Origin of the sequence: Blautia wexlerae DSM 19850 (assembly GCF_025148125.1) — a bacterium.
In the GTDB taxonomy this organism is placed as follows: Bacteria; Bacillota; Clostridia; order Lachnospirales; family Lachnospiraceae; genus Blautia_A; species Blautia_A wexlerae.
Genome location: NZ_CP102267.1, coordinates 1,312,501 through 1,332,988 on the forward strand (window position 1 = coordinate 1,312,501; position 20,488 = coordinate 1,332,988).

Here is a 20,488-nt window from a genome sequence, read left to right on the forward strand (position 1 = left end):
CCTAAACCGGAATGCGTGCATTCCGGGGTTACGGACTGCATTTAAGATTCTCTGAAGCTAACAGAACGGTTTTGGGAAAGCCGGCCGCAGAGGGTGAAAGCCCCGTACGTGAAAGCCGATGAGACTGAGCAGGATCCAGAGTACCACGAGACACGTGGAACCTTGTGGGAAATCAGGGGGACCACCCCCTAAGGCTAAATACTACTTAGTGACCGATAGCGCATAGTACTGTGAAGGAAAGGTGAAAAGGACCCCGGGAGGGGAGTGAAAGAGAACCTGAAACCCTGTGTCTACAAGCTGTGGAAGCACTTTATATGTGCGACCGCGTACTTTTTGTAGAACGGTCCGGCGAGTTACGCTTACTGGCAAGGTTAAGCACTTCAGGTGTGGAGCCGTAGGGAAACCAAGTCTTAAGAGGGCCAGAGTCAGTAGGAGTAGACCCGAAACCGGGTGATCTATCCATGTCCAGGTTGAAGCTGCCGTAAGAGGTAGTGGAGGACCGAACCCACATCCGTTGAAAAGGGTGGGGATGAGGTGTGGATAGGGGAGAAATTCCAATCGAACCCGGAGATAGCTGGTTCTCCTCGAAATAGCTTTAGGGCTAGCCTCGATACAGATTTGCGGAGGTAGAGCACTGAATTTCCTAGGGGGCGTCAAAGCCTACCGAAGAATATCAAACTCCGAATGCCGCGTAATCGATTATCGGGAGTCAGACTGCACGAGATAAGTTGGGCGGTCAAAAGGGAAAGAGCCCAGACCTTCAGTTAAGGTCCCCAAGTGCGCGTTAAGTGGAAAAGGATGTGGGATTTCGAAGACAACCAGGATGTTGGCTCAGAAGCAGCCATCCATTCAAAGAGTGCGTAATAGCTCACTGGTCGAGAGGTCCTGCGCCGAAAATGTCCGGGGCTGAAACGCGCCACCGAAACTAAGGAACCGAAAGGTTGGTAGAGGAGCATTGCATGCGGGAAGAAGCAGTACCGTAAGGAGCTGTGGACTGCATGGAAGAGAGAATGCCGGAATGAGTAGCGAGAATAAGGTGGGAATCCTTATGGCCGAATATCCAAGGTTTCCAGAGTAAAGCTGATCTGCTCTGGGTAAGTCGGGGCCTAAGGCGAGGACGAGAGTCGTAGCCGATGGACAACAGGTGGAGATTCCTGTACTGCGGTATGACAGAACTGTGGGGACACGTAAGGAAAGCGGAAGCCGGGAATGGAAAGCCCGGTGCAAGCGGGGTACCAGTCACTTTGGCAAATCCGGGTGGCAATGGGAAGCCGTGATGCGGAGTGAAATAAAGTAACGAAGTCCGTGAGCCATGCGTCAAGAAAAGCCGCTATCGTTTATACCGTACCCGTACCGTAAACCGACACAGGTGGATGAGGAGAGAATCCTAAGGCCGGCGGAAGAAGCATTGTCAAGGAACTCGGCAAAATGGCCCCGTAACTTAGGGATAAGGGGTGCCTGGGAAACCAGGCCGCAGAGAATAGGCTCAAGCAACTGTTTAGCAAAAACACAGGTCTATGCGAAACCGAAAGGTGAGGTATATGGGCTGACGCCTGCCCGGTGCTGGAAGGTTAAGAGGAGAGGTTAGCGCAAGCGAAGCTTTGAATTTAAGCCCCAGTAAACGGCGGCCGTAACTATAACGGTCCTAAGGTAGCGAAATTCCTTGTCGGGTAAGTTCCGACCCGCACGAAAGGCGTAATGATTTGAGCGCTGTCTCGACAATGCATCCGGTGAAATTGAAGTACCAGTGAAGATGCTGGTTACCTGCGCCAGGACGGAAAGACCCCATGGAGCTTTACTCCAGTCTGGTACTGGGACTCGGTATTGCATGTACAGGATAGGTGGGAGGCTAGGAGATGGTAACGCCAGTTGCCATGGAGCCGCTGTTGGGATACCACCCTTGCAGTATTGGGTTTCTAACCAGCCGCCGTGACCCGGCGGTGGGACAATGCCAGACGGGGAGTTTGACTGGGGCGGTCGCCTCCGAAAGGGTATCGGAGGCGCCCAAAGGTTCCCTCAGAATGGACGGAAACCATTCGAAGAGTGCAAAGGCAGAAGGGAGCTTGACTGCGACACCGACGGGTGGAGCAGGTACGAAAGTAGGGCTTAGTGATCCGGTGGTATTAAGTGGGAATGCCATCGCTCAACGGATAAAAGCTACCCTGGGGATAACAGGCTTATCACTCCCAAGAGTTCACATCGACGGAGTGGTTTGGCACCTCGATGTCGGCTCATCGCATCCTGGGGCTGTAGTAGGTCCCAAGGGTTGGGCTGTTCGCCCATTAAAGCGGTACGCGAGCTGGGTTCAGAACGTCGTGAGACAGTTCGGTCCCTATCCGGCGTGGGCGTAGGATATCTGAGAGGAGCTGTCCTTAGTACGAGAGGACCGGGATGGACGGGCCGCTGGTGCATCGGTTAGACTGCCAAGTCTACGGCCGAGTAGCCAAGCCCGGAAGGGATAAACGCTGAAGGCATCTAAGCGTGAAGCCCCCCTTAAGATGAGATATCCCATTCGAAAGAAGTAAACCCCCTTGAAGACGACGAGGTAGATAGGGCAGAGGTGGAAGTGTGGCAATGCATGGAGCTGACTGTTACTAATCGGGTGAGGGCTTGACCAAAATGCTGAGAGACGGAGTCACGAAGTGACCCCCGCGGAGTACAAAACTCAATCAGCAACGCAGGAAGTTAATTCTCAAGGAAATGTCAACATGTATGTAGTTTTGAAAGTATGTATAATATACTTTGTAGGGGATTGGTCAAATGGTATGATAGGGGTCTCCAAAACCTTTGGTGGGAGTTCGATTCTCTCATCCCCTGCTCGAAACCCTTGAAAATAAAGGCTTTTGCGCGTCTTCGTCTTCACGGGTAATCACAGGAGTAATCAAAGAAATATCATATGAGTCTATTAAACTAGATTCTATGATATTTTTTTATTTGCCAAAAACAGAGCTGTCAAGAATTTTAATCTTTATAAGAAGGAAGAAAATACTTGACAGCTCGTACACTGATTATTTCTCATAATAAATAGAAAGGGGCTATCTATTTTCCGACAGACAATCATGAGAAAATCTCACCACAATAAATGAAAACTGGATACTAGCTATACGTTATGTAGTGGTATACTTAAGGTGCCGAATAAGATCGGAAGGGGATTGGTGCTTACAAGCCCGTCCGACAGACTGATTTTCAGCTCCTTAGGTGTACCACTTTTTGTTTCCATCGGGTTTTGATGAGGACGCAGGACAGCCAACAATTAAGCAAGGAGCTGCATCGGCTTATGCGAAGGAGGTTTGCTTTATGGAAGTATTGTATAAGCGGTGTTGTGGGATTGACATTCATAAAAATATGATGGTAGCCTGTATTTTTACGAGTGTCAGAAAAAAAGAAATCCGTCAGTTTTCAACAATGACGGAAGATATTCTCCAATTAGTTTCGTGGCTGAAAGAAACAGATTGTGAGATGGCTGCCATGGAAAGTACGGGCTCTTATTGGAAACCTGTATATAATATATTTGAAGAAGAACAGATACCGATCATGGTTGTGAATGCGCAGCATATCAAAGGAGTTCCCGGACGTAAGACGGATGTAAAAGATGCAGAGTGGATTGCCAATCTGGTACGCCATGGATTAGTAAAAGCAAGTTACATACCAAATAGGGATCAAAGAGAACTGCGAGAAATAACCCGTTACCGCCAGGAGATAACTGAAGAACGTGCTCGTGAATTAAATCGAATCCAGGCTGTGTTAGAAGGCTGCAATGTTAAATTGAGCAGTGTAATTACCGATATCAGCGGAAAAAGCGGTATGACAATTTTAAAGGCAATTGTATCTGGAGAAACAGATCCGGTTGTTTTAAGTGAACTTGCCGAAGGAAGAGCCAGAGATAAAATTCCAGAAATGCAGAAATCCCTACAAGGACGGATATCAGAACATCAGCAAAAAATGTTGAAACATCAACTTGGGCATATTGAAAGCCTGACCGCTTTAATTATGGATTTAGATGCAGATATTAAAAAAAAACAGAATCCATAAATTGGGCAATCGAAGCTTTGGATGATATGCCTGGGATTGGAAGAAAAAGTGCAGAACGAATTTTAGCGGAAACTGGTGTGGAAATGGAGCACTTTCAAAATGAATCCCGTTTCAGCTCATGGGCGGGGCTTGTGCCTGAGTGTAAGGAAAGCGCCGGAAAAAAGATGAGTACACGAATACGGAAAGGAAATAAATATTTGAAAGCAACGCTGGTGGAATGTGCTCGTGCTGGAATACGAAACAAGCAAAGTTATCTCTACTCCCGTTATCAAAGAATTGCCGCGCGCAGAGGTGGGAAAAGGGCTTTAATTGCAGTAGCCCATACCATGTTAATCGCGATTTATCATATACTAAAAGAGAAAGTTCCTTATCATGACCTTGGAGCGGACTACTACTCCGTTATCAATCAAGAAAAGATAATCAATAGGAATATTCGTACATTAGAAAAGTTAGGGGTAAATGTAATGATTCAGCCGAAATGAATCTCTTTAACTGTATAATTAAGAGAAGGAAATAAGCCCGCCAAAAGGCGAGCTTATTTAGAATGCTTGTTTATAGGTTATCGCTGAACTACGTTTTCAAGACAGCCCCATTTTTTATGATTTTAAAGTGATAATGGTGTGGAACGTGGAACTGGAGTCATCATAATACATTTGAAGATTACCTCCATGTTTTTTTGTGACTTTTTTTATACTTTTTATACCATAACCGTGTTTTGTGGTATTTTCTTTATTGGATATTGGAAGATGATCAGAATCATATGCCGGAGCAGTTCGGCATGAATTAATAACAACAATAACAATAAAAGGAGAGTTCTCTTTTTTCTGTGCTGTTACTTCGATAAAAGCTTCTGGTATTTTTTCTACTGCTTCAAAAGCGTTATCCATGAGATTACAAAATAAAGAAGTTAGATCATAAGGAGAAAATTGTTTTAAAATATTACTTCGGATATCTGCATGGAAGCTGATGCTTTTTATGCTGCATTGTCGTTGGTAACGGCCAAGGATAGCGTTTAAAATTTCATTATCGCAAATTCTGGCTGGCTCCTGCAGATCAGATGAATCAAGAAGCTGACAGATGTAAGCATTTATTTTTGAAGTGTCCTTTTTTTCATTCAATAATTTGATAGTTTGCAGGTGCTTTTTGATGTCATGAATCAGGATATTCCGATTTTCCGTCTGAGAAAGAAGCATTTTATAATATTCTGCAGAATCAGCTTCTTTTTGAAGCAAAAGCTGCATATCAGTGAATTCTATGTTTCGACGATGATTATATTGATTCATTCCAAATACCAGAAGATTAATAAAAAGAATAAGCACTGTACTCAGCGTTACCATAATATTTATTGGTGCTATAAACACAAAATGTTCCCCAATATTAAAAAAAGTTATTATTATAAACAGACAGGAAACAGGAATCAACATCAAAATAAAATCTGTATAATCAATATAGTTTTCCTGTTTAGGATCTGTTTTTTTGAAAAAATGCATAAGCAGATAAATAATTGTAAGGAATAAAATCTTGCTGGACAATGTATATATAATTAAACCGCCCTTCGTATTTTCAAGAAAATGTGGGGCGAACTGAGACATAAAGCTAAACATAAAAAGCTCAGAAAGTCCCATTATGGTTGTTAAAATAGCGGAATGAAATATTGCAATTAACAGATCAATTTTAAACTGTATATATAAAAACAGAAAGTTTATCAGAAAGTATACAATAATGTTAAGCCAGACTTTTTCCATGAAAGAGAAAAGGAATAAAATGCCATAAAGAAAGCATATAAATGATATTTTTACTTTAGCGGAATGAGCAGATAAAAACAGGCTGGAAGAATACTGCCACATAATGATTGCTTCGATTAGAAAACTAAAAAATAATAGTAAGATATGTTCCATAAAATCTTTACCTCGTACTTTCAAGATATAGAAGATAAGCATTTTTAAATGCTGTATATTTTCGGCGTGTAAGGTATGCAGTAAATGAATTGCTGAACATATGTATAGTAGTGTGATCAAAATCTGTAATATGTTCGAAATTAACAATAAAACTTCGGTGTGACTGAAAAAAACTGTTTTCAGGTAGATGCTCTGCCCAGTAGTTCATATTGTGAACAGAAATATAATCTTTTTGGATTGTGTGTACAATTATTTTTCGCCCTTGGGCCTCAATGGCAATAATATAGGAAGAGGGAACAGTATAAATTCCATCATGTGTTTCTATGGGAATTATTTGTGTCATCGTATTGTAATAGGTTAATGCATCTTTCAAATTTCTGAGAAATCGTTGCTTATTCAATGGCTTTGAAAGATAACGGAATACATGAAAACGCATGGCTTCATCCAGATACTCAGAATATGAGGTAACAACAAAAATGATTACATTTCTGTTTTGGGATTTTAACTCGTTTCCAACATAAATTCCATTCATACCAGGCATTTCTATATCAAGAAAAACTATATCTTTAGAACCTTTGTCCATTAAAAGACTTTCCCCATTTGAGTAGGATATAATTTCAGGCATCTTAAGATGAGCAGATTCAAAATAATATTTTAATAATTTATATATATGTTCCAGAATTAATGTGTCATCATCACAAATAAGAATCCGCATTCTATATCACCAGACTTTCTTTTAAATATATTCATCATATCATATACATATAGAACTTGCAAAGGATGTACATGAAAAGACAAAATGATAGCATTTTTGGTTGTATATTCAGAACTAAGATAGCTTCTTGAAAAAACAATAAGGGAAAAAAAAGAACAGTGGGAATATTCGACTGTTCTTTTTTGTATGCCTGTCAAAATGATATAAGTGAATTTGTAATATGCCACAGATCCCTGGTCTGTTTCTAAAAATGAGAAAAGACCAAAAAGAGACTTAAAATGTCGATTCATGCAAAATGGGTTGAAAATTACAAAAAAGTATAGATAATAACACTTGTCATTGATTTTACTGCAAATTACGCGCGTAAAGAAACATTACAAATGTCCTAAGGATTTGTGAAAGAAAAGAGGAAACAGATTATGATGAATAAAAAAATCAAAAGAATCTTTTGCGGATTAACTGCATCTTTATGCATGGTTGGAAGTACTGTACCAGCCATGGCACAGACTGTGAGCTTTGATATTACCGTACCGGGAGATATCTTATCCCAGAGAGCTAAAAAGGCTGATTATGAACAGAGATTTTATGTAACAGGAAATTCATTTAACAAAATAGGAACCTTGCACTGTACATCAATTAATAGGAAATTTAGTTCGATAAAATCAAATGTTGCTTCTATTAATCCAAATAAATTATCAGATAAGGCTTTTTATCTTACAGATGCTCCGGCAGAGCAGTATTATTATATGACAACATCTGCAAGTGTTTCAAATCTGCATGTAACAGGACGATATACTCCGTGATGTTATTTTTTCTATAATGGATACCCAGAGAAGATACTGATTATTGTATCTTCTCTGGGTAGTGGTAAGGGAGAAAAATTATGATTAAAAAACTATTATTATATTTAATATTAGGGGTAATAACTATAGGTTCGGGATGTGGGAAAAATGTAACTTCAGAAAAAAGCAATATTGTAAATAGACAGGAAAATGATAAAGCTGAAGTTGAGAAAGCTTTTCCGAGGACGTGTAATATAGAATCAAAATCCGGGAAAGTCAAATTTAATTGTACATTGGAATTACCAGAAAGTCTGAATGGAAGAACTATACAGAAAACTTCTGTAGAAGGTGTACATAATTATAATAGGGACAAGGCATATTCTTTGTTTGCAGGAGGAAAAGAGATATCTGAGAAACACCAATATGGTGATGACAATAATGGTTTTGATTGTTATAGATTTTCTGATGGAACAAGCCTTGAAGTAGGTTCAACTTTTCGTTGGTCCAGTGCTACTTCTTCTTTTTATTCATATCTTGGAGTGCAACAGTCAGATTATATAGACTTGTTTTCGGGTGGAGCAGTTTCCCTTGACAAAGACAACTGTATTTCAGAAGTAAAAAATGACATAAATGAACTTGGATATGATGCAGAGAATTTTTCTTTTCAGGCGTTTCCCTTAAGTGTTGACGGAATGAGAAAATTAAGAAATGAGGAATTAAATGATGGTTTGCTGGAAGAAGGACAAACGAATGAACCCACATCAGACGATGAAGCGTACTTTATCTATGCCTATCAGGAAAATACCGGAATTCCTGTATTTCATGAATTAATGAGCGTTGCAGAGCAATTATCGGATGATTCTCCAGATAATGCACCTGTACAGGCCATTTATTCTGCCCGTGGTCTGGAAGAATTAAGTATAGATTATATTTATGACTTTAAAAATGAACAGAATACGGTAACACTGAAACCTTTTGAAGAAATTGCGTCAGTAGTAGAAGAGAAATATGAAAACATATTGAATGATGCAAAATATGAAATTACACGGGCTAAATTATATGAACGTGTTTATACAGATGAGAATCAGAAATATGCAGAAGAACCAGTCTGGTATTTTGAGGTAAATGATGGCAGTAGAAAAACAGTAATGTTAGTCAATGCGGAAACCGGTAAAGAAATTAATTTACCATCATAGGAGATTGATATGAGCAGTTCTACAATTCCATATTGTGCAGTAGAAGAAAGAAGAAGATTAAACCAGTGTATGGAAAAAACATCGAATGATTATGAAAAGGAAATATACAGAAAAATTCGCGATATGCCGGTTCCGTATGAAAAACTAAATGAAATATTAGAGAATAGCAGAGATATTATCATATCTTTAGAACCCTTGTCCATTAAAAGACTTTCCCCATTTGAGTAGGATATAATTTCAGGCATCTTAAGATGAGCAGATTCAAAATAATGTTTTAATAATTTATATATATGTTCCAGAATTAATGTGTCATCATCACAAATAAGAATCCGCATTCTATATCATCAGACGTTCTTTTAAATATATTCATCATATCATATACATATAGAACCTGCAAAGGATGTACATGAAAAGATAAAATAGATGAATTTTTGGTTGTTACTGTTCAAAGGTATGTATAAGTCATTGTAAAAAGTGACGAAATTATTTTCTCTATTTTGTGGATAATTATCTTCAGCAGAAAAAACTGTATTTATAGTTTTTTCTGCTGAAGATAATTATCCACAAAAGTTATACACCGAATCCTATCCATTCTTTCAGACAGAGGCCTTATATCTACTCATTTCCAATCTTATAATGGAGATTTATCCACAGTCAGATTGCCCAATGGGTCATTTCCGGAAATTCGCTTTTTTCCTGCATTTCTGCTATACTTTTTTCAAGAAAGAGAGGTTGTTTTTATGGAGATTGATTTTATACAGGAACTAAAAAAACGTGATGAACTTCTTGACGGCTATCTCAGGCAGATCGAGATCCAGGAGGAATTCATCCAGAAACAGAAAGAGCTGATCGAATATCTCGAGGATCATATCTCAAAGATCACAGATATCGTCAGCAGTGTTTAGCAGGACTGTACCGGAGGAAAACGTATGCCTGATACTTATGATCATATCACTCTCATGTGTCGGCTGAAAGCTGCACAACGCAGAAACAAAGAACTGGAATCTGGTGAAAGATATATCCAGTTAGAAGAACTTTATCAGAAAGAGTACAACGTTTATGAACATAAGATTGAGAAGCTGAAAAAAGAACTTGCAGATGCGCACAAAGAAACGATCCGTGTGCGCAATTACTGGTTTCAGATACTGGAGGATATGCTCCGGGAGTTTGAAAAGGCACAAAAAAGGTCCGCGCAGGAACTCCGAAAAATGGAGATCCGTGCACTGAATGCAGAAAAGCAAAGAGATGATGCACTGGATAAAGCAGCCGTTTTCAGACATCAGTTTTATGAAGCGGCATCCAGACTGGAAGAAGAACAGGGAAAGAATCTGAAACTACGGGCACAGATCAACCGCGATTATGAAAACTCTTCTATTCCTTCTTCAAAAGCAGTACGACGCAAAAAGATCACAAACAACTGGGAAAAAACAGGCAGAAGACCAGGCGGGCAGCCCGGCCACAAAGGGCACTGCCGGAAAAGACAGGAGCCTACACAGCCAGTTATTCTTCTTCCGCCACCTGAAGAAGTGCTCGAAGACTGTGCTTTTAAAAAGACTGCCAGGACCATCGTAAAGCAGATGGTAAGTATCCGTATGGTCCTGAATGTAACGGAATATCATGCAGATGTTTATTATAACAGTCATACGGGAGAACGTGCACATGCAGCATTTCCAGACGGAGTTATCGATGATGTGAATTATGATGGCAGCATACGGGCATTTCTGTTCCTTCTGAACAATGACTGCTGTACATCCATTGATAAGAGCAGGGTATTTCTGTCCGACCTGACGGGTGGAAAACTGAATATTTCCAAAGGCATGATAAGCAGACTAAACCGGGAGTTTGCTTTAAAAACTGAGCCTGAACGCAGGTCTGCCTATGCAGATATGCTGCTTTCCCCTGTTATGCATACGGATTGTACAAATGCCAGGGAAAACGGAAAGAGCTGCCAGGTATATGTCTGTGCAACACCGGGCGGAAAAGCCCTGTACTTTGCCCGCGAGAAAAAGGGACACGAAGGAGTAAAGGGTACGGTTACAGAAGACTATCAGGGGATCCTTGTCCATGACCATGATATTACCTTTTATAATTATGGAGCAGATCATCAGGAATGCCTTGCCCATATACTGCGGTATCTGAAAGCCAGCATAGAGAACGAACCAGACCGTACCTGGAATAAAAAAATGCATGCACTGGTGCAGGAAATGGTCCACTTCCGAAATGGATGCCGGCAGCCACACGGACCAGATCCGGAAATAGTCTCCGGATTCGAAAAACGATACCGTGAGATACTGGAAACTGCCCGGAAAGAATATGAAAACATTCCGGCAAATGATTATTATAAAGACGGGTACAATTTATTCCTGAGAATGGAGAAATACATGCACAACCATCTGTTGTTCCTGCATGATATCCGGGTACCTGCCACGAATAATGAAGCCGAAAGGCTTCTAAGGAATTATAAGCGGAAACAGGCGCAGGCCGTGACATTCAGAAGTTTCGAAAGCATCGATTATCTCTGCCAATGCATGAGCATGCTTGTTTTGATGCGCCTTGAAGATCCGGCAAATATATATGACAGAGTGTCTAGAATATTTGGATAAAGAAAACCGATGGCTTTGACTGTTATCAGTCTACACCATCGGTTTTCTCAAGTCCAGCTAACCCTTGAACAGTAACTTTTGGTTACTTATTTAGAAATAACAAAAAAGAACAGTGAAAATATTCTACTGTTCTTAATATGTATGTTTGTTAAAAGGATATAGGTGAGTCTGTAATATGCTTTTTTCTGTTTCTTTTTACAAGGAGTTCTATAAAGTCTCTGGCAAGAATGATATCCTCTTGGCTGCACAGGCGTAGCTTATCAAGAATATCCTGTGGTAAATTATATGCGTGCATACTACCTAAAAGAAGATAGTCGGGAGTAACATTTAAACAGTCACATAACCGGATGAAAGTATCAAGACTTGGTTTCTGACGTCCATTTTCGATGGATGACATATGATTATTTGAGATTTCAAGTGTTTCGGCTAGCTCCGCCTGCTTTATATGTAATTCTTTCCGCCGCATCTTAATACGGCTCCCCATGTCATCATAATGAAATTCGATTTATAACACCCTCTTTCATATGATGAATCTTAACAATATACTTTTACAAAATGAAGAATGTTATACAGAAAAATTCTGTTGTACATTTGATTTTCTGTATTTCATAGAGAAAAATTCTGCTATACATAGTATTTTAAACTGGAAAAGCCAATAATTATCCATTTTTGAAGAAAAATAATCTCTTCATTCCAAACCTATCGAATTATAAGACAAAGAGAGTTATGATATAACCTGCAAGAAATCAATGACAATTTCGTGAAAGGAGAACGAGATTATGCAGAAAAATGTAAAAACTACAGTGGCCAAAGGTATGAAAACAGTATTGGATACTGTGTTAAAGACAGAAGCTAATACAACATCCTGTGCTATCATGTTTCAGCCAAAAGCACCTGAAGAACTGATGAAATACAGGAGAAGTAAGTAATGAATATATGCACAGATAAAGTAACGGACTGGATGATACGATGCAAAGTTATTAATGAAAGTGAGAAGGAATTATATCAGTATGCATTGTATAGTGCTATTTTACAGATAATTCCATTATTGCTTGCAGCTGGAATTGGTTTTTGCTTTGGGAGTATGAGATGTGGGATTATAATGATTTTGCCATTTATGATATTGAGAAAATATAGCGGTGGATTTCATGCCAAACGATTAGAGTTTTGCCTGTTGGGGTCAAGTCTGTTACTGCTTTTGTGCATATTTCTCTGTATGAGGTTAGTTTACAGGGATGCGTTATTTTTCATTACGGTTGTGTTAGCTATAAGCCTGATTCAATTCAGTCCAATAGAAAATAACAAGCGTAAGTTGGATTTGCTTGAAAAAAAACGTTATAAAAAAATAATAGTGATAAGTGTTACAGTATTTTTGATTACAGCACTAATTTTGCTTTGGTTAAATAAGGATAGATATGCAATATGTATTTTTATTGGAATACAGTTAACAGCTAGTTTACAAATTCCCTGTCTGTTTCTGAAAATGAAAAAAGACCAAAAAGAGCCTTAAAATGTCGCTTCATGCAAAATGGGTTGAAAATTATAAAAAAGTATAGATAATAACACTTGTCATTGATTTTACTGCAAATTACGCGCGTAAAGAAACATTGTAAATGCTCTAATGATTTGCGAAAGAAAAGAGGAAACAGATTATGATGAATAAAAAAATCAAAAGAATCCTTTGCGGATTAACGGCATCTTTATGTATGGTTGGAAGTACTGTACCAGCCATGGCACAGACTGTGAGCTTTGATATTACCGTACCGGGAGATATTTTATCTCAGAGAGCTGTTAAAGCTGATTCCGAACAGAGATTTTATGTGACAGGGAGTTCATTTAACAAAAGTGGAACATTGCGTTGTACATCAATTAACCGAAACAACAATACAATAAGATCATACACTGCAAGTATTAGACCAGATAAATTATCTGGAAATGCATCCTACCAGAAAACGGCACCGTCAGGTCAGTATTACTATATGACAACATCTGCAAGCGTTTCTAATCTGCATGTAACAGGACGCTATACTCCGTGATATTGCATTGTTTGTGACGAAATAATGACGAATAATTAATAACACAGGGATAGGATGCAAGTTATCCTATCCCTGTGTGTGGATAAAGGAGATCAGCTATGGTAAAAAAAGTGCTGTTATGTTTAATTCTGGGGACGGTTATTATAAGTTCAGGATGCGAAAAAAATGCAACTTCAGAAGAAAACAGTGCGGAAACTGTACAGAATGATGCAAATTCAAAAACAGAAAATTCTTTTCCCAAAACATATAACGCAGAATCGAAATCTGGAAAAGTAAAATTCAGTTGTACATTGGAAATACCAGAAAATTTGAATGGAAGAACTATACAGAAAACTTCAGTAGCAGGCTTACGAGATTATAATAAAGATAAGGTATATGCTATGTTTGCTGAAGGAAAAGAAATATCTAAAAAAGATCAATACGATTGGGATGGTGGTGATGTTGCCAATTATACATTTTCTGACGGCTCAAGTCTTTATTTAGATAACTATGTTCATTGGGGAAGTACTACGTCTTCTCTTTACTCATATCTTGGAGTTCAGCAGGCAGATTATATAGACCTGTTTTCGAGTGGATCAGTTTCTCTTGATAAGGACAACTGCATTTCAGAGATAAAAAAGGATATGAATGAATTTGGGTATGATACAGAAGATCTTTCTTTTCAGGCATTTTCATTGAGCGTTGATGCGATGAAAAAACTAAGAGATCAGGAATTAAATAATGGTTTGCTGGAAGAAGGAAAAACAAAGGAGCCAACATCGGATGATGAGGCGTACTTCATCTATGCTTATCAGAAAAATAATGGTATTCCTGTATTTCATGAATTAATGAGTGCTGCAAAGCAGATGTCAGATGATTCTCCGGATAATGCACCTGTGCAGGCTATTTATTCTGCCCGTGGTCTGGAAGAATTAAATATAGATTACATCTATGACTTTAAAAATGAACAGGATATGGTAACACTGAAACCTTTTGAAGAAATTGCGTCAGTGGTAGAAGAGAAATATGAAAACTTATTAAATGATTCTAAATACGAGATCACACGTGCAAAATTATGTGAACGTGTTTATACAGGTGAAGATCAGAAATATGCAGAAGAACCAATCTGGTATTTTGAGGTGGTTGAGAATGGTAATAATAAAACAGTAACGCTGGTTAATGCAGAAACAGGCAAAGAAATTAACCTGCCGTAAAGGAGATCAGATATGAGCAGTTCTACAATTCCATATTGTGCAGTAGAAGAAAGAAGGAGATTAAACCGATGTATGGAAAAAGCATCGGATGATTATGAAAAAGAAATCTATAGAAAAATTCGTGATATGCCTGTTCCGTATGAAAAATTAGATGAAATTTTAAAGGATAGCAGAGATATTATCATATCCAGACAACATAGAAAAAATAGAATTAGAAATTTTCTTGTTTGTGTTGGCGTATTTGGCTTTATGTTTGTAGTGCTAGCCATGTATATTATTATGGAAAAGCAAAGGGGATGATTGAATGGAAAAGACAAAATATCTTAGAACGGATTTTAGCCGTTTATTTAAGAAATATCCGCTGTATCTTGCAATCGTTGGTGTGGCAGTCTCTTTTATTTTTTCTCTTGAAAATTATGCTTTTGAAAAAGGTATGGTAAACGTCAATGTTATGGATACTTATATGTTTGCAGTTGAAATGTCTGGGAAAATGATTGCGTATGCATTTTGTGCTTCAGCTTTCGCAACTGTATTTTGTGAAGACCTTGAAAACAAATATTTGCGGTATAGTATTGGACGAGGTAATTTAATAAAATATGTATTTTCAAAAACGATAGTAATTTATGTATCTTCCATAATAACAATGGTTTTAGGGACATTTTTATTTGTTATATATTTGCGGCTGCAGCTTCCCTGGACACCTTATTTAGAAAAACCAGATATGTCAGGAATGTATGAGACCCTATGGGGAAACGGGCATTTTATGGCATATATTTTTGTAGTTGCTTTACAGATGGGAATGTTGGCTGGCACATTGTCTCTGGCAGCTTCATTTGTTTCTATATTTATCACTAATAAAATGTTGATTATGTTAACTCCCATCTTACTATATCAAATTTTAATGGAATTCCGTGGAAGTGGATGGGCAAATATAATGATATTTGATCCTGCGTTATTTCAGTTTAAATCGGATATAGAATATTTTTTGATTGTATGTGGTTTCAGTTTAGTACCATCAATTTTCTTTGTTTTGGGAATATACAGAGTAATAAAAAATAGATTGTAGAGGTGACAAACATGCGGTTATTAAAATATATATGGAAAAATACAGTATTAAAATGTTTTAATAGTAAAATGGCGGTTTTTATAATTTTAATGCTTGTCACAAGCCGTTCCTATTTAAATCCTTTACGGGAATTCTCTGTTGCAGTAAATTATCCTGTATCCTGGTGCGTTTTTCCGTTTGTAATGTGTAGTTTTACATATTTGATTATATTCTGGTTTGGTGTAATTTATGTGAATTCTGATGTACCTTTTATGCAGCATGTGAATATGTATCATGCAATTCGAAGTGGTAGGCGACAATGGGGATTAGGTCAGATTGGGGGTATATTTTTACGTTCGTTGATAATGGTATTAATAACTATTTTCTGCACAATACTTCCATTGCTGTCCAAAATAGAATGGAGCAATGAATGGGGAAAGCTGTTAAGGACTGCGGCAACTACAAATGCTCTTTCACGATATCAGAGCAGTGTGGTTATTTACTATGATATTTTTTCAGAATATACACCACTTGAGCTTATACTGCTTGAAATTTTAATTTGTACACTGACTTGTACATTTGTTGGTGTTCTGATGTTTTTTCTTAGTTTATATATAAATAAGATCATTGCAGTTGCCGGAGGGCTTGCACTGGCAATCTCCTTGTTTCCTGTATTGAATATGCATCCGTTAATCCGCTATAAACTTGCACGTTTTGTTCCTACTGTATGGGCTGAGTTAGCAAGAATTGCAACAGTGGATCATACTTATTACTGGTTACCGTCTTTGACATACATGGTGTTGTTTTTGTTAGTGGGAATAGCAATAATGACAAGCTTTATTATATATAAGATCAGACATGTGGAGTTTAACTGGGAAAATGAAGATATGTAGGAGGAACAGGTATTATGGATGAAAAGAAATATGTCATAGAAGTATCGCATGTAAATAAAAATTTCAAGGATAATAAAGTATTAAAAGATGTTTCTCTCAGATGTGAAAGTGGAAAAATATACGGACTGGTGGGACATAACGGATCTGGAAAAACAGTTTTATTTAAAATAATATGTGGTTTTCTTGTATCCGATGAGGGAACTGTTACGGTAAATGGGAAAATAATGGGAAAAGACAAAGATATGCTTACAGAAGCGGGAATTATTATTGAAGATCCTGGATTTTTAAGAAACTGGAGCGCATATCATAACCTGGAATTTCTATATACAATAAGAAATAAAAAAGATAAGTCATATTTATATTCGATATTAAAAAAAGTTGGTCTTAATCCGAAATTAAAACGACCGGTAGGAAAGTTTTCACTCGGTATGAGACAACGTCTGGCAATTGCTCAAGCAATCATGGAAGATCCGGAAATTCTTATTTTAGACGAGCCGATGAATGGACTTGATAAAAATGGTGTGGAAGAAATCAGGGAACTATTGTTAAAAATGAAAAAAAATAAATTGATTATTTTGGCAAGTCATAACAGAGAAGATATAGATGTTCTCTGCGACGAGGTATATGAAATGGAAGACGGGGTACTACGGAAAAATTCAAATGTGAAATCAGTAACTGATAAAAGTTACTGTTTACCGGAGGTATAAATTAACGGATTACATATCAGTGTAGTGTATATATTAGTTTTTAGAGATCGTTTTCAGGACAGCTCCTCTTGACTACTACTCATATTTTTTGATCTGAAAAACACATCTTATTTTTTCAAAATAATTTGAATAATTGCGCGTCGCATTCTCGTTACTTTAGCCTGATGAGTTAGACGCGCAAATTTTTTACCCAAAGGAAAACATATGTTTATTTTTAGCGCTATATGTGCTAAAATATAGCCATGGGTAGTAGAAAAAACAACAGAATCTGAGAAAAGAGTTATCAGGGAAAAATAAAAATGCAGATAATATCCAGTTATGGTGTAGAATTACGAAAACAGAATATCCCGATCCGCCAGACACTGGAGATCTACCGTTCTGCTGTCAGCTATCTGATTGGGATTTATGTGCAGGTATGGGAAGAATTAGCAGAAATCCCGGATGCAAAGAGGCGTTTTAATGCTGCAGAACATCTGGTACATACTACGAAGAAAAACCATGCCTGTTTTGATTTTGATATCCGGTTCCCAAAGATGCCTTCCTATCTGCGCAGATCTGCCATCCAGCATGCACTGGGGACAGTATCCTCTTATAAAACACGGCTGGATCTATGGGAAAAGACCGACGGAAAGAGCGGGAAACCAAAGCTTGTATATGAAAATCACGCCATGCCGGTCTTCTACCGTGATGTCATGTACCGTGAAGGAGCGGAAGGGAAAGACGAAGCATACCTGAAACTCTATGACGGTCATGACTGGAAATGGTCCTGTGTACGTCTGGATCATACGGATATGGAATATCTGAGAAAATGCTGGTCAGGGAAAAAGGCATCTGCCCCGACTCTGGAAAAGAGACACCAGAAGTATTTTTTGCGTTTTTCCTATAAAGAGGAAGTAACACTTACCAAAACACCTGTGAAAGAACAGATTATCTGCAGCGTGGACTTAGGGATCAATACCGATGCAGTCAGTACCATCATGCGGGCAGACGGAACTGTCCTGGGAAGAAGATTCATAGATCATCCCAGTGAAAAAGACCGGATGTACCGTACACTGGGACGGATCCGCAGATTCCAGAGGGAACATGGCTCTGCGCAGACACAGGGAAGATGGGCATATACGAAACGTCTGAACACAGAACTGGGTAAAAAGACTGCAGGTGCGATTGTAAGATATGCGGAAGAAAACCATGCAGATGTGATCGTGTTCGAGTATCTGGAGATGCAGGGGAAGATATCGGGAAAGAAAAAACAGAAAATGCACCTGTGGAGAAAAAGAGATATCCAGAAGTGTTGTGAACATCAGGCACACAGGAAAGGGATGCGGGTATCCAGGATCTGCGCATGGAATACCAGCAGACTGGCTTATGATGGTTCCGGGGCGGTAACACGTGACTGGGAAAATCACAGCCTCTGTACTTTCCAGACAGGAAAACGATATAATTGTGACCTGTCAGCATCCTATAATATAGGGGCGAGATATTTTATAAGGGAACTTTTAAAACCCCTTCCGGCAACGGAAAGGTCTTTACTGGAGGCAAAAGTCCCTCCTGTAAAGCGTAGAACCTCATGCGTTTATGCAGATCTGAGAAAACTCCATTCAGAAATGGAACTCTTAAAAGCAGCATAGATACAGGCAGATATACAGCGGACTACCTGTAATGTGGGAACCAGCCATATCTGGCATGGAAAAAGCACATAACTGTGCAGACCTAAGTTACAGGCGTATCCGCCGATATTTAGTCTGACGCCTAAAGCGTCCGGAAGCACGTGACTTTAGCCATGTGAGGTTCACCTGGAACTATTTTATGTAAGCGCTATAAAATAGAAGTTGTATTAACTGCAATTAAGCCTTATACTAAAGCTATCTTCAGAATACAAAAGTGCAGAAGTAAGACACTGGCGTATATTATGCCGGACTCTTTTCTGCAAAATTAAAGGAGTAATCCTATGCAGACATCTAAAGATTTTTTACATATTTTTCTTGATATGGGTGACGCATTGTTAAACAGCGGTGCAGAGATTTTTCGAGTGGAGGATACGCTGAACCGAATGGGTTATGCCTGTGGTGCTGCACAGATGAATGTTTTTGTGATCACATCCAGTATCGTTATTACCATGGAATTTCCAGAAGAAGGAGCGCGGACACAGACCCGACGGATCAGGGAAAGTGGTGGAAATGATTTTACAAAATTAGAGCAGTTGAATGATCTGAGCCGTCGTTTCTGTAATCATCCTGTCCCTGCGGCAGAGCTTCGGAAAGAATTTGATAAAATTAACATAAATAGGACGAAACCGTTATGGAAACTTCTTGGAAGCCTTCTGGCTGCATGCAGTTTTGCTTTTTTTTATGGTGGAAGTATTCCGGATGCTGTTGCAGCAGGATTTGGGGCTGTTCTGATCTGGGGATTACAGCAATATCTTCGTCCGGTATGCATGAATGAAGTGACTTTTCAGTTTGTGGCGTCTTTTTTTACAGGCTGTGCAATCTGTGGATTAACCTTGCTGTGCCCATTCCTTCGCATGGATAAGATTATGATCGGTGACATTATGCTTTTGATTCCGGGGTTAATGTCGACAAATGCAATCAGGGATGTACTTATTGGTGATACACTCTCTGGAATCATCCGTCTGATTGCTGCTTTACTACTTGCTGCGGCACTGGCACTTGGATTTATGGGGGCAATTATTTTATTTGGGAGGTTTGGACTTTGACTGCAGCAATCATGATACAATTAATTACCGGAGCCATTGGCTCTGTAGGATTTGGAATTCTTTTTCATATAAAAAAGAAATATTTGCCTCTGGTAGCAGTTGGCGGCTTCCTTAGCTGGCTGGTGTTCCTTCTGGGAAAAGAATTCTGGGGAAATGTTTTTCTTCCGACTCTGATGGCTGGCTTTGTTACAGATGTGTATGCAGAAATTCTTGCAAGAATCTGTAAAGAAACATCTACATCTTTTTTTGTTACTTCCGTAATCCCTCTGATTCCCGGAAGTACTCTTTATTATTGTATGAACAGCATTGTGGAAGGAAATACTGTTCGAGCATTGGAATATGGACGGGATACGTTTCTTTTTGCTTTTGGAATTGCAGCAGGAATGAGTATTGCGTGGTCGATCTGTTATTTTCTGAGAACTGTAAGGAAAAAGCAGAACTGACCTGGCAAGAAAGAAATTCCCGATGAAATGACACACACCCGTTTTCGACAGTTGATGAAAAATCACGACCACCGGCTTAGCCGGTGGTCGTGATTACTGAATCAAGCAAGTAGCGAAGCGGATGATTTTATCCGCTTGACCATATTATATATGCTGTGACGCAAATAGCAAGGCGAACTGTAAACTGAGAAAATAAAAAAAGTTGACAATTAACCTTCTGTGTTTTAAAATA

The 20,488-nt window shown here is 38.8% G+C and carries 21 protein-coding genes, 1 tRNA gene and 1 rRNA gene (1 of these 23 cut by a window edge); 20 read left to right on the top strand and 3 right to left on the bottom strand.

The window, feature by feature from the left end; translation table 11 throughout:
- The 4 genes from NQ550_RS06050 to NQ550_RS06065 all read left to right on the top strand — a co-directional run.
- Positions 1 to 2,618: ribosomal RNA gene (locus NQ550_RS06050) — 23S ribosomal RNA — on the top strand; it begins 265 nt to the left of the window's first position.
- Between the two features lie 128 nt (positions 2,619 to 2,746).
- A tRNA-Trp gene (locus NQ550_RS06055) sits at positions 2,747 to 2,817 on the top strand.
- Positions 2,818 to 3,297: 480 nt separating this feature from the next.
- Complete coding sequence (locus tag NQ550_RS06060; protein ID WP_227219328.1) at positions 3,298 to 4,032, top strand: IS110 family RNA-guided transposase; 735 nt, start codon at positions 3,298 to 3,300, stop codon at positions 4,030 to 4,032.
- 26 nt (positions 4,033 to 4,058) lie between these two features.
- Complete coding sequence (locus NQ550_RS06065; protein WP_226815984.1) at positions 4,059 to 4,514, top strand: transposase; 456 nt, start codon at positions 4,059 to 4,061, stop codon at positions 4,512 to 4,514.
- Between the two features lie 114 nt (positions 4,515 to 4,628).
- Here NQ550_RS06065 and NQ550_RS06070 read toward each other — a convergent pair whose 3' ends face one another.
- Together NQ550_RS06070 and NQ550_RS06075 are read right to left on the bottom strand one after the other, a co-directional pair.
- On the bottom strand, positions 4,629 to 5,930 hold the full coding sequence (locus NQ550_RS06070) for a sensor histidine kinase (RefSeq protein WP_025581144.1): 1,302 nt from the start codon (positions 5,928 to 5,930) through the stop codon (positions 4,629 to 4,631).
- A gap of 7 nt (positions 5,931 to 5,937) precedes the next feature.
- Entirely contained in the window at positions 5,938 to 6,645 is a 708-nt protein-coding gene (locus tag NQ550_RS06075) for a LytR/AlgR family response regulator transcription factor (protein ID WP_025581143.1), read from the bottom strand.
- A gap of 419 nt (positions 6,646 to 7,064) precedes the next feature.
- Between NQ550_RS06075 and NQ550_RS06080 the strand changes: the two genes are divergently transcribed.
- The 5 genes from NQ550_RS06080 (at position 7,065) to NQ550_RS06100 (ending at position 11,226) form a co-directional block, all read left to right on the top strand.
- Positions 7,065 to 7,448: a hypothetical protein gene (locus tag NQ550_RS06080; protein ID WP_025581142.1), complete on the top strand. Its 384-nt coding sequence runs from the start codon at positions 7,065 to 7,067 to the stop codon at positions 7,446 to 7,448.
- Between the two features lie 80 nt (positions 7,449 to 7,528).
- Entirely contained in the window at positions 7,529 to 8,623 is a 1,095-nt protein-coding gene (locus NQ550_RS06085; RefSeq protein WP_025581141.1) for a hypothetical protein, read from the top strand.
- 9 nt (positions 8,624 to 8,632) lie between these two features.
- The gene (locus NQ550_RS06090; RefSeq protein ID WP_025581140.1) at positions 8,633 to 8,851 is read left to right on the top strand and encodes a hypothetical protein; all 219 of its coding nucleotides are present in this window, start codon (positions 8,633 to 8,635) and stop codon (positions 8,849 to 8,851) included.
- Between the two features lie 512 nt (positions 8,852 to 9,363).
- The gene (locus NQ550_RS06095) at positions 9,364 to 9,528 is read left to right on the top strand and encodes a hypothetical protein (protein WP_167515506.1); all 165 of its coding nucleotides are present in this window, start codon (positions 9,364 to 9,366) and stop codon (positions 9,526 to 9,528) included.
- A 24-nt stretch (positions 9,529 to 9,552) separates the two neighbouring features.
- Positions 9,553 to 11,226: an IS66 family transposase gene (locus tag NQ550_RS06100; RefSeq protein WP_227219332.1), complete on the top strand. Its 1,674-nt coding sequence runs from the start codon at positions 9,553 to 9,555 to the stop codon at positions 11,224 to 11,226.
- A 148-nt stretch (positions 11,227 to 11,374) separates the two neighbouring features.
- Here the strand turns inward: NQ550_RS06100 and NQ550_RS06105 are convergent, their stop codons facing one another.
- Positions 11,375 to 11,692, bottom strand: a complete 318-nt coding sequence (locus NQ550_RS06105) for a helix-turn-helix domain-containing protein (protein WP_242833703.1) — start codon at positions 11,690 to 11,692, stop codon at positions 11,375 to 11,377.
- Positions 11,693 to 12,005: 313 nt separating this feature from the next.
- Between NQ550_RS06105 and NQ550_RS06110 the strand changes: the two genes are divergently transcribed.
- The 11 genes from NQ550_RS06110 to NQ550_RS06160 all read left to right on the top strand — a co-directional run bounded on the left by NQ550_RS06110 (position 12,006) and on the right by NQ550_RS06160 (position 20,256).
- Positions 12,006 to 12,155, top strand: coding sequence for a cyclic lactone autoinducer peptide (locus NQ550_RS06110; protein ID WP_044996944.1), 150 nt, complete (start codon positions 12,006 to 12,008; stop codon positions 12,153 to 12,155).
- On the top strand, positions 12,155 to 12,736 hold the full coding sequence (locus NQ550_RS06115; protein WP_025581152.1) for an accessory gene regulator B family protein: 582 nt from the start codon (positions 12,155 to 12,157) through the stop codon (positions 12,734 to 12,736). Before NQ550_RS06110 ends, NQ550_RS06115 begins: the two co-directional genes overlap by 1 nt.
- Before the next feature lie 142 nt (positions 12,737 to 12,878).
- Positions 12,879 to 13,262 (top strand): hypothetical protein, encoded by a 384-nt coding sequence (locus NQ550_RS06120; protein WP_025581153.1) that lies wholly within the window; start codon positions 12,879 to 12,881, stop codon positions 13,260 to 13,262.
- Positions 13,263 to 13,360: 98 nt separating this feature from the next.
- Positions 13,361 to 14,455, top strand: a complete 1,095-nt coding sequence (locus NQ550_RS06125; protein WP_025581155.1) for a hypothetical protein — start codon at positions 13,361 to 13,363, stop codon at positions 14,453 to 14,455.
- 12 nt (positions 14,456 to 14,467) lie between these two features.
- Entirely contained in the window at positions 14,468 to 14,755 is a 288-nt protein-coding gene (locus tag NQ550_RS06130; RefSeq protein ID WP_172730365.1) for a hypothetical protein, read from the top strand.
- Positions 14,756 to 14,759: 4 nt separating this feature from the next.
- Positions 14,760 to 15,521 carry a hypothetical protein gene (locus tag NQ550_RS06135; protein ID WP_025581158.1) on the top strand — a complete coding sequence of 254 codons (762 nt, stop codon included), beginning with the start codon at positions 14,760 to 14,762 and terminating at the stop codon, positions 15,519 to 15,521.
- An 11-nt stretch (positions 15,522 to 15,532) separates the two neighbouring features.
- A complete protein-coding gene (locus tag NQ550_RS06140) occupies positions 15,533 to 16,393 on the top strand; it encodes a hypothetical protein (protein ID WP_025581159.1) in 861 nt (286 codons plus the stop codon).
- Between the two features lie 14 nt (positions 16,394 to 16,407).
- A complete protein-coding gene (locus tag NQ550_RS06145; protein ID WP_025581160.1) occupies positions 16,408 to 17,100 on the top strand; it encodes an ABC transporter ATP-binding protein in 693 nt (230 codons plus the stop codon).
- 299 nt (positions 17,101 to 17,399) lie between these two features.
- Entirely contained in the window at positions 17,400 to 18,728 is a 1,329-nt protein-coding gene (locus NQ550_RS06150) for an IS200/IS605 family accessory protein TnpB-related protein (protein WP_259839538.1), read from the top strand.
- Between the two features lie 320 nt (positions 18,729 to 19,048).
- Positions 19,049 to 19,813 (top strand): threonine/serine exporter family protein, encoded by a 765-nt coding sequence (locus NQ550_RS06155; protein ID WP_025581220.1) that lies wholly within the window; start codon positions 19,049 to 19,051, stop codon positions 19,811 to 19,813.
- Entirely contained in the window at positions 19,810 to 20,256 is a 447-nt protein-coding gene (locus tag NQ550_RS06160; protein ID WP_025581221.1) for a threonine/serine exporter family protein, read from the top strand. The genes NQ550_RS06155 and NQ550_RS06160 overlap by 4 nt, the downstream gene beginning before the upstream one ends.
- Positions 20,257 to 20,488 lie beyond the last annotated feature (232 nt).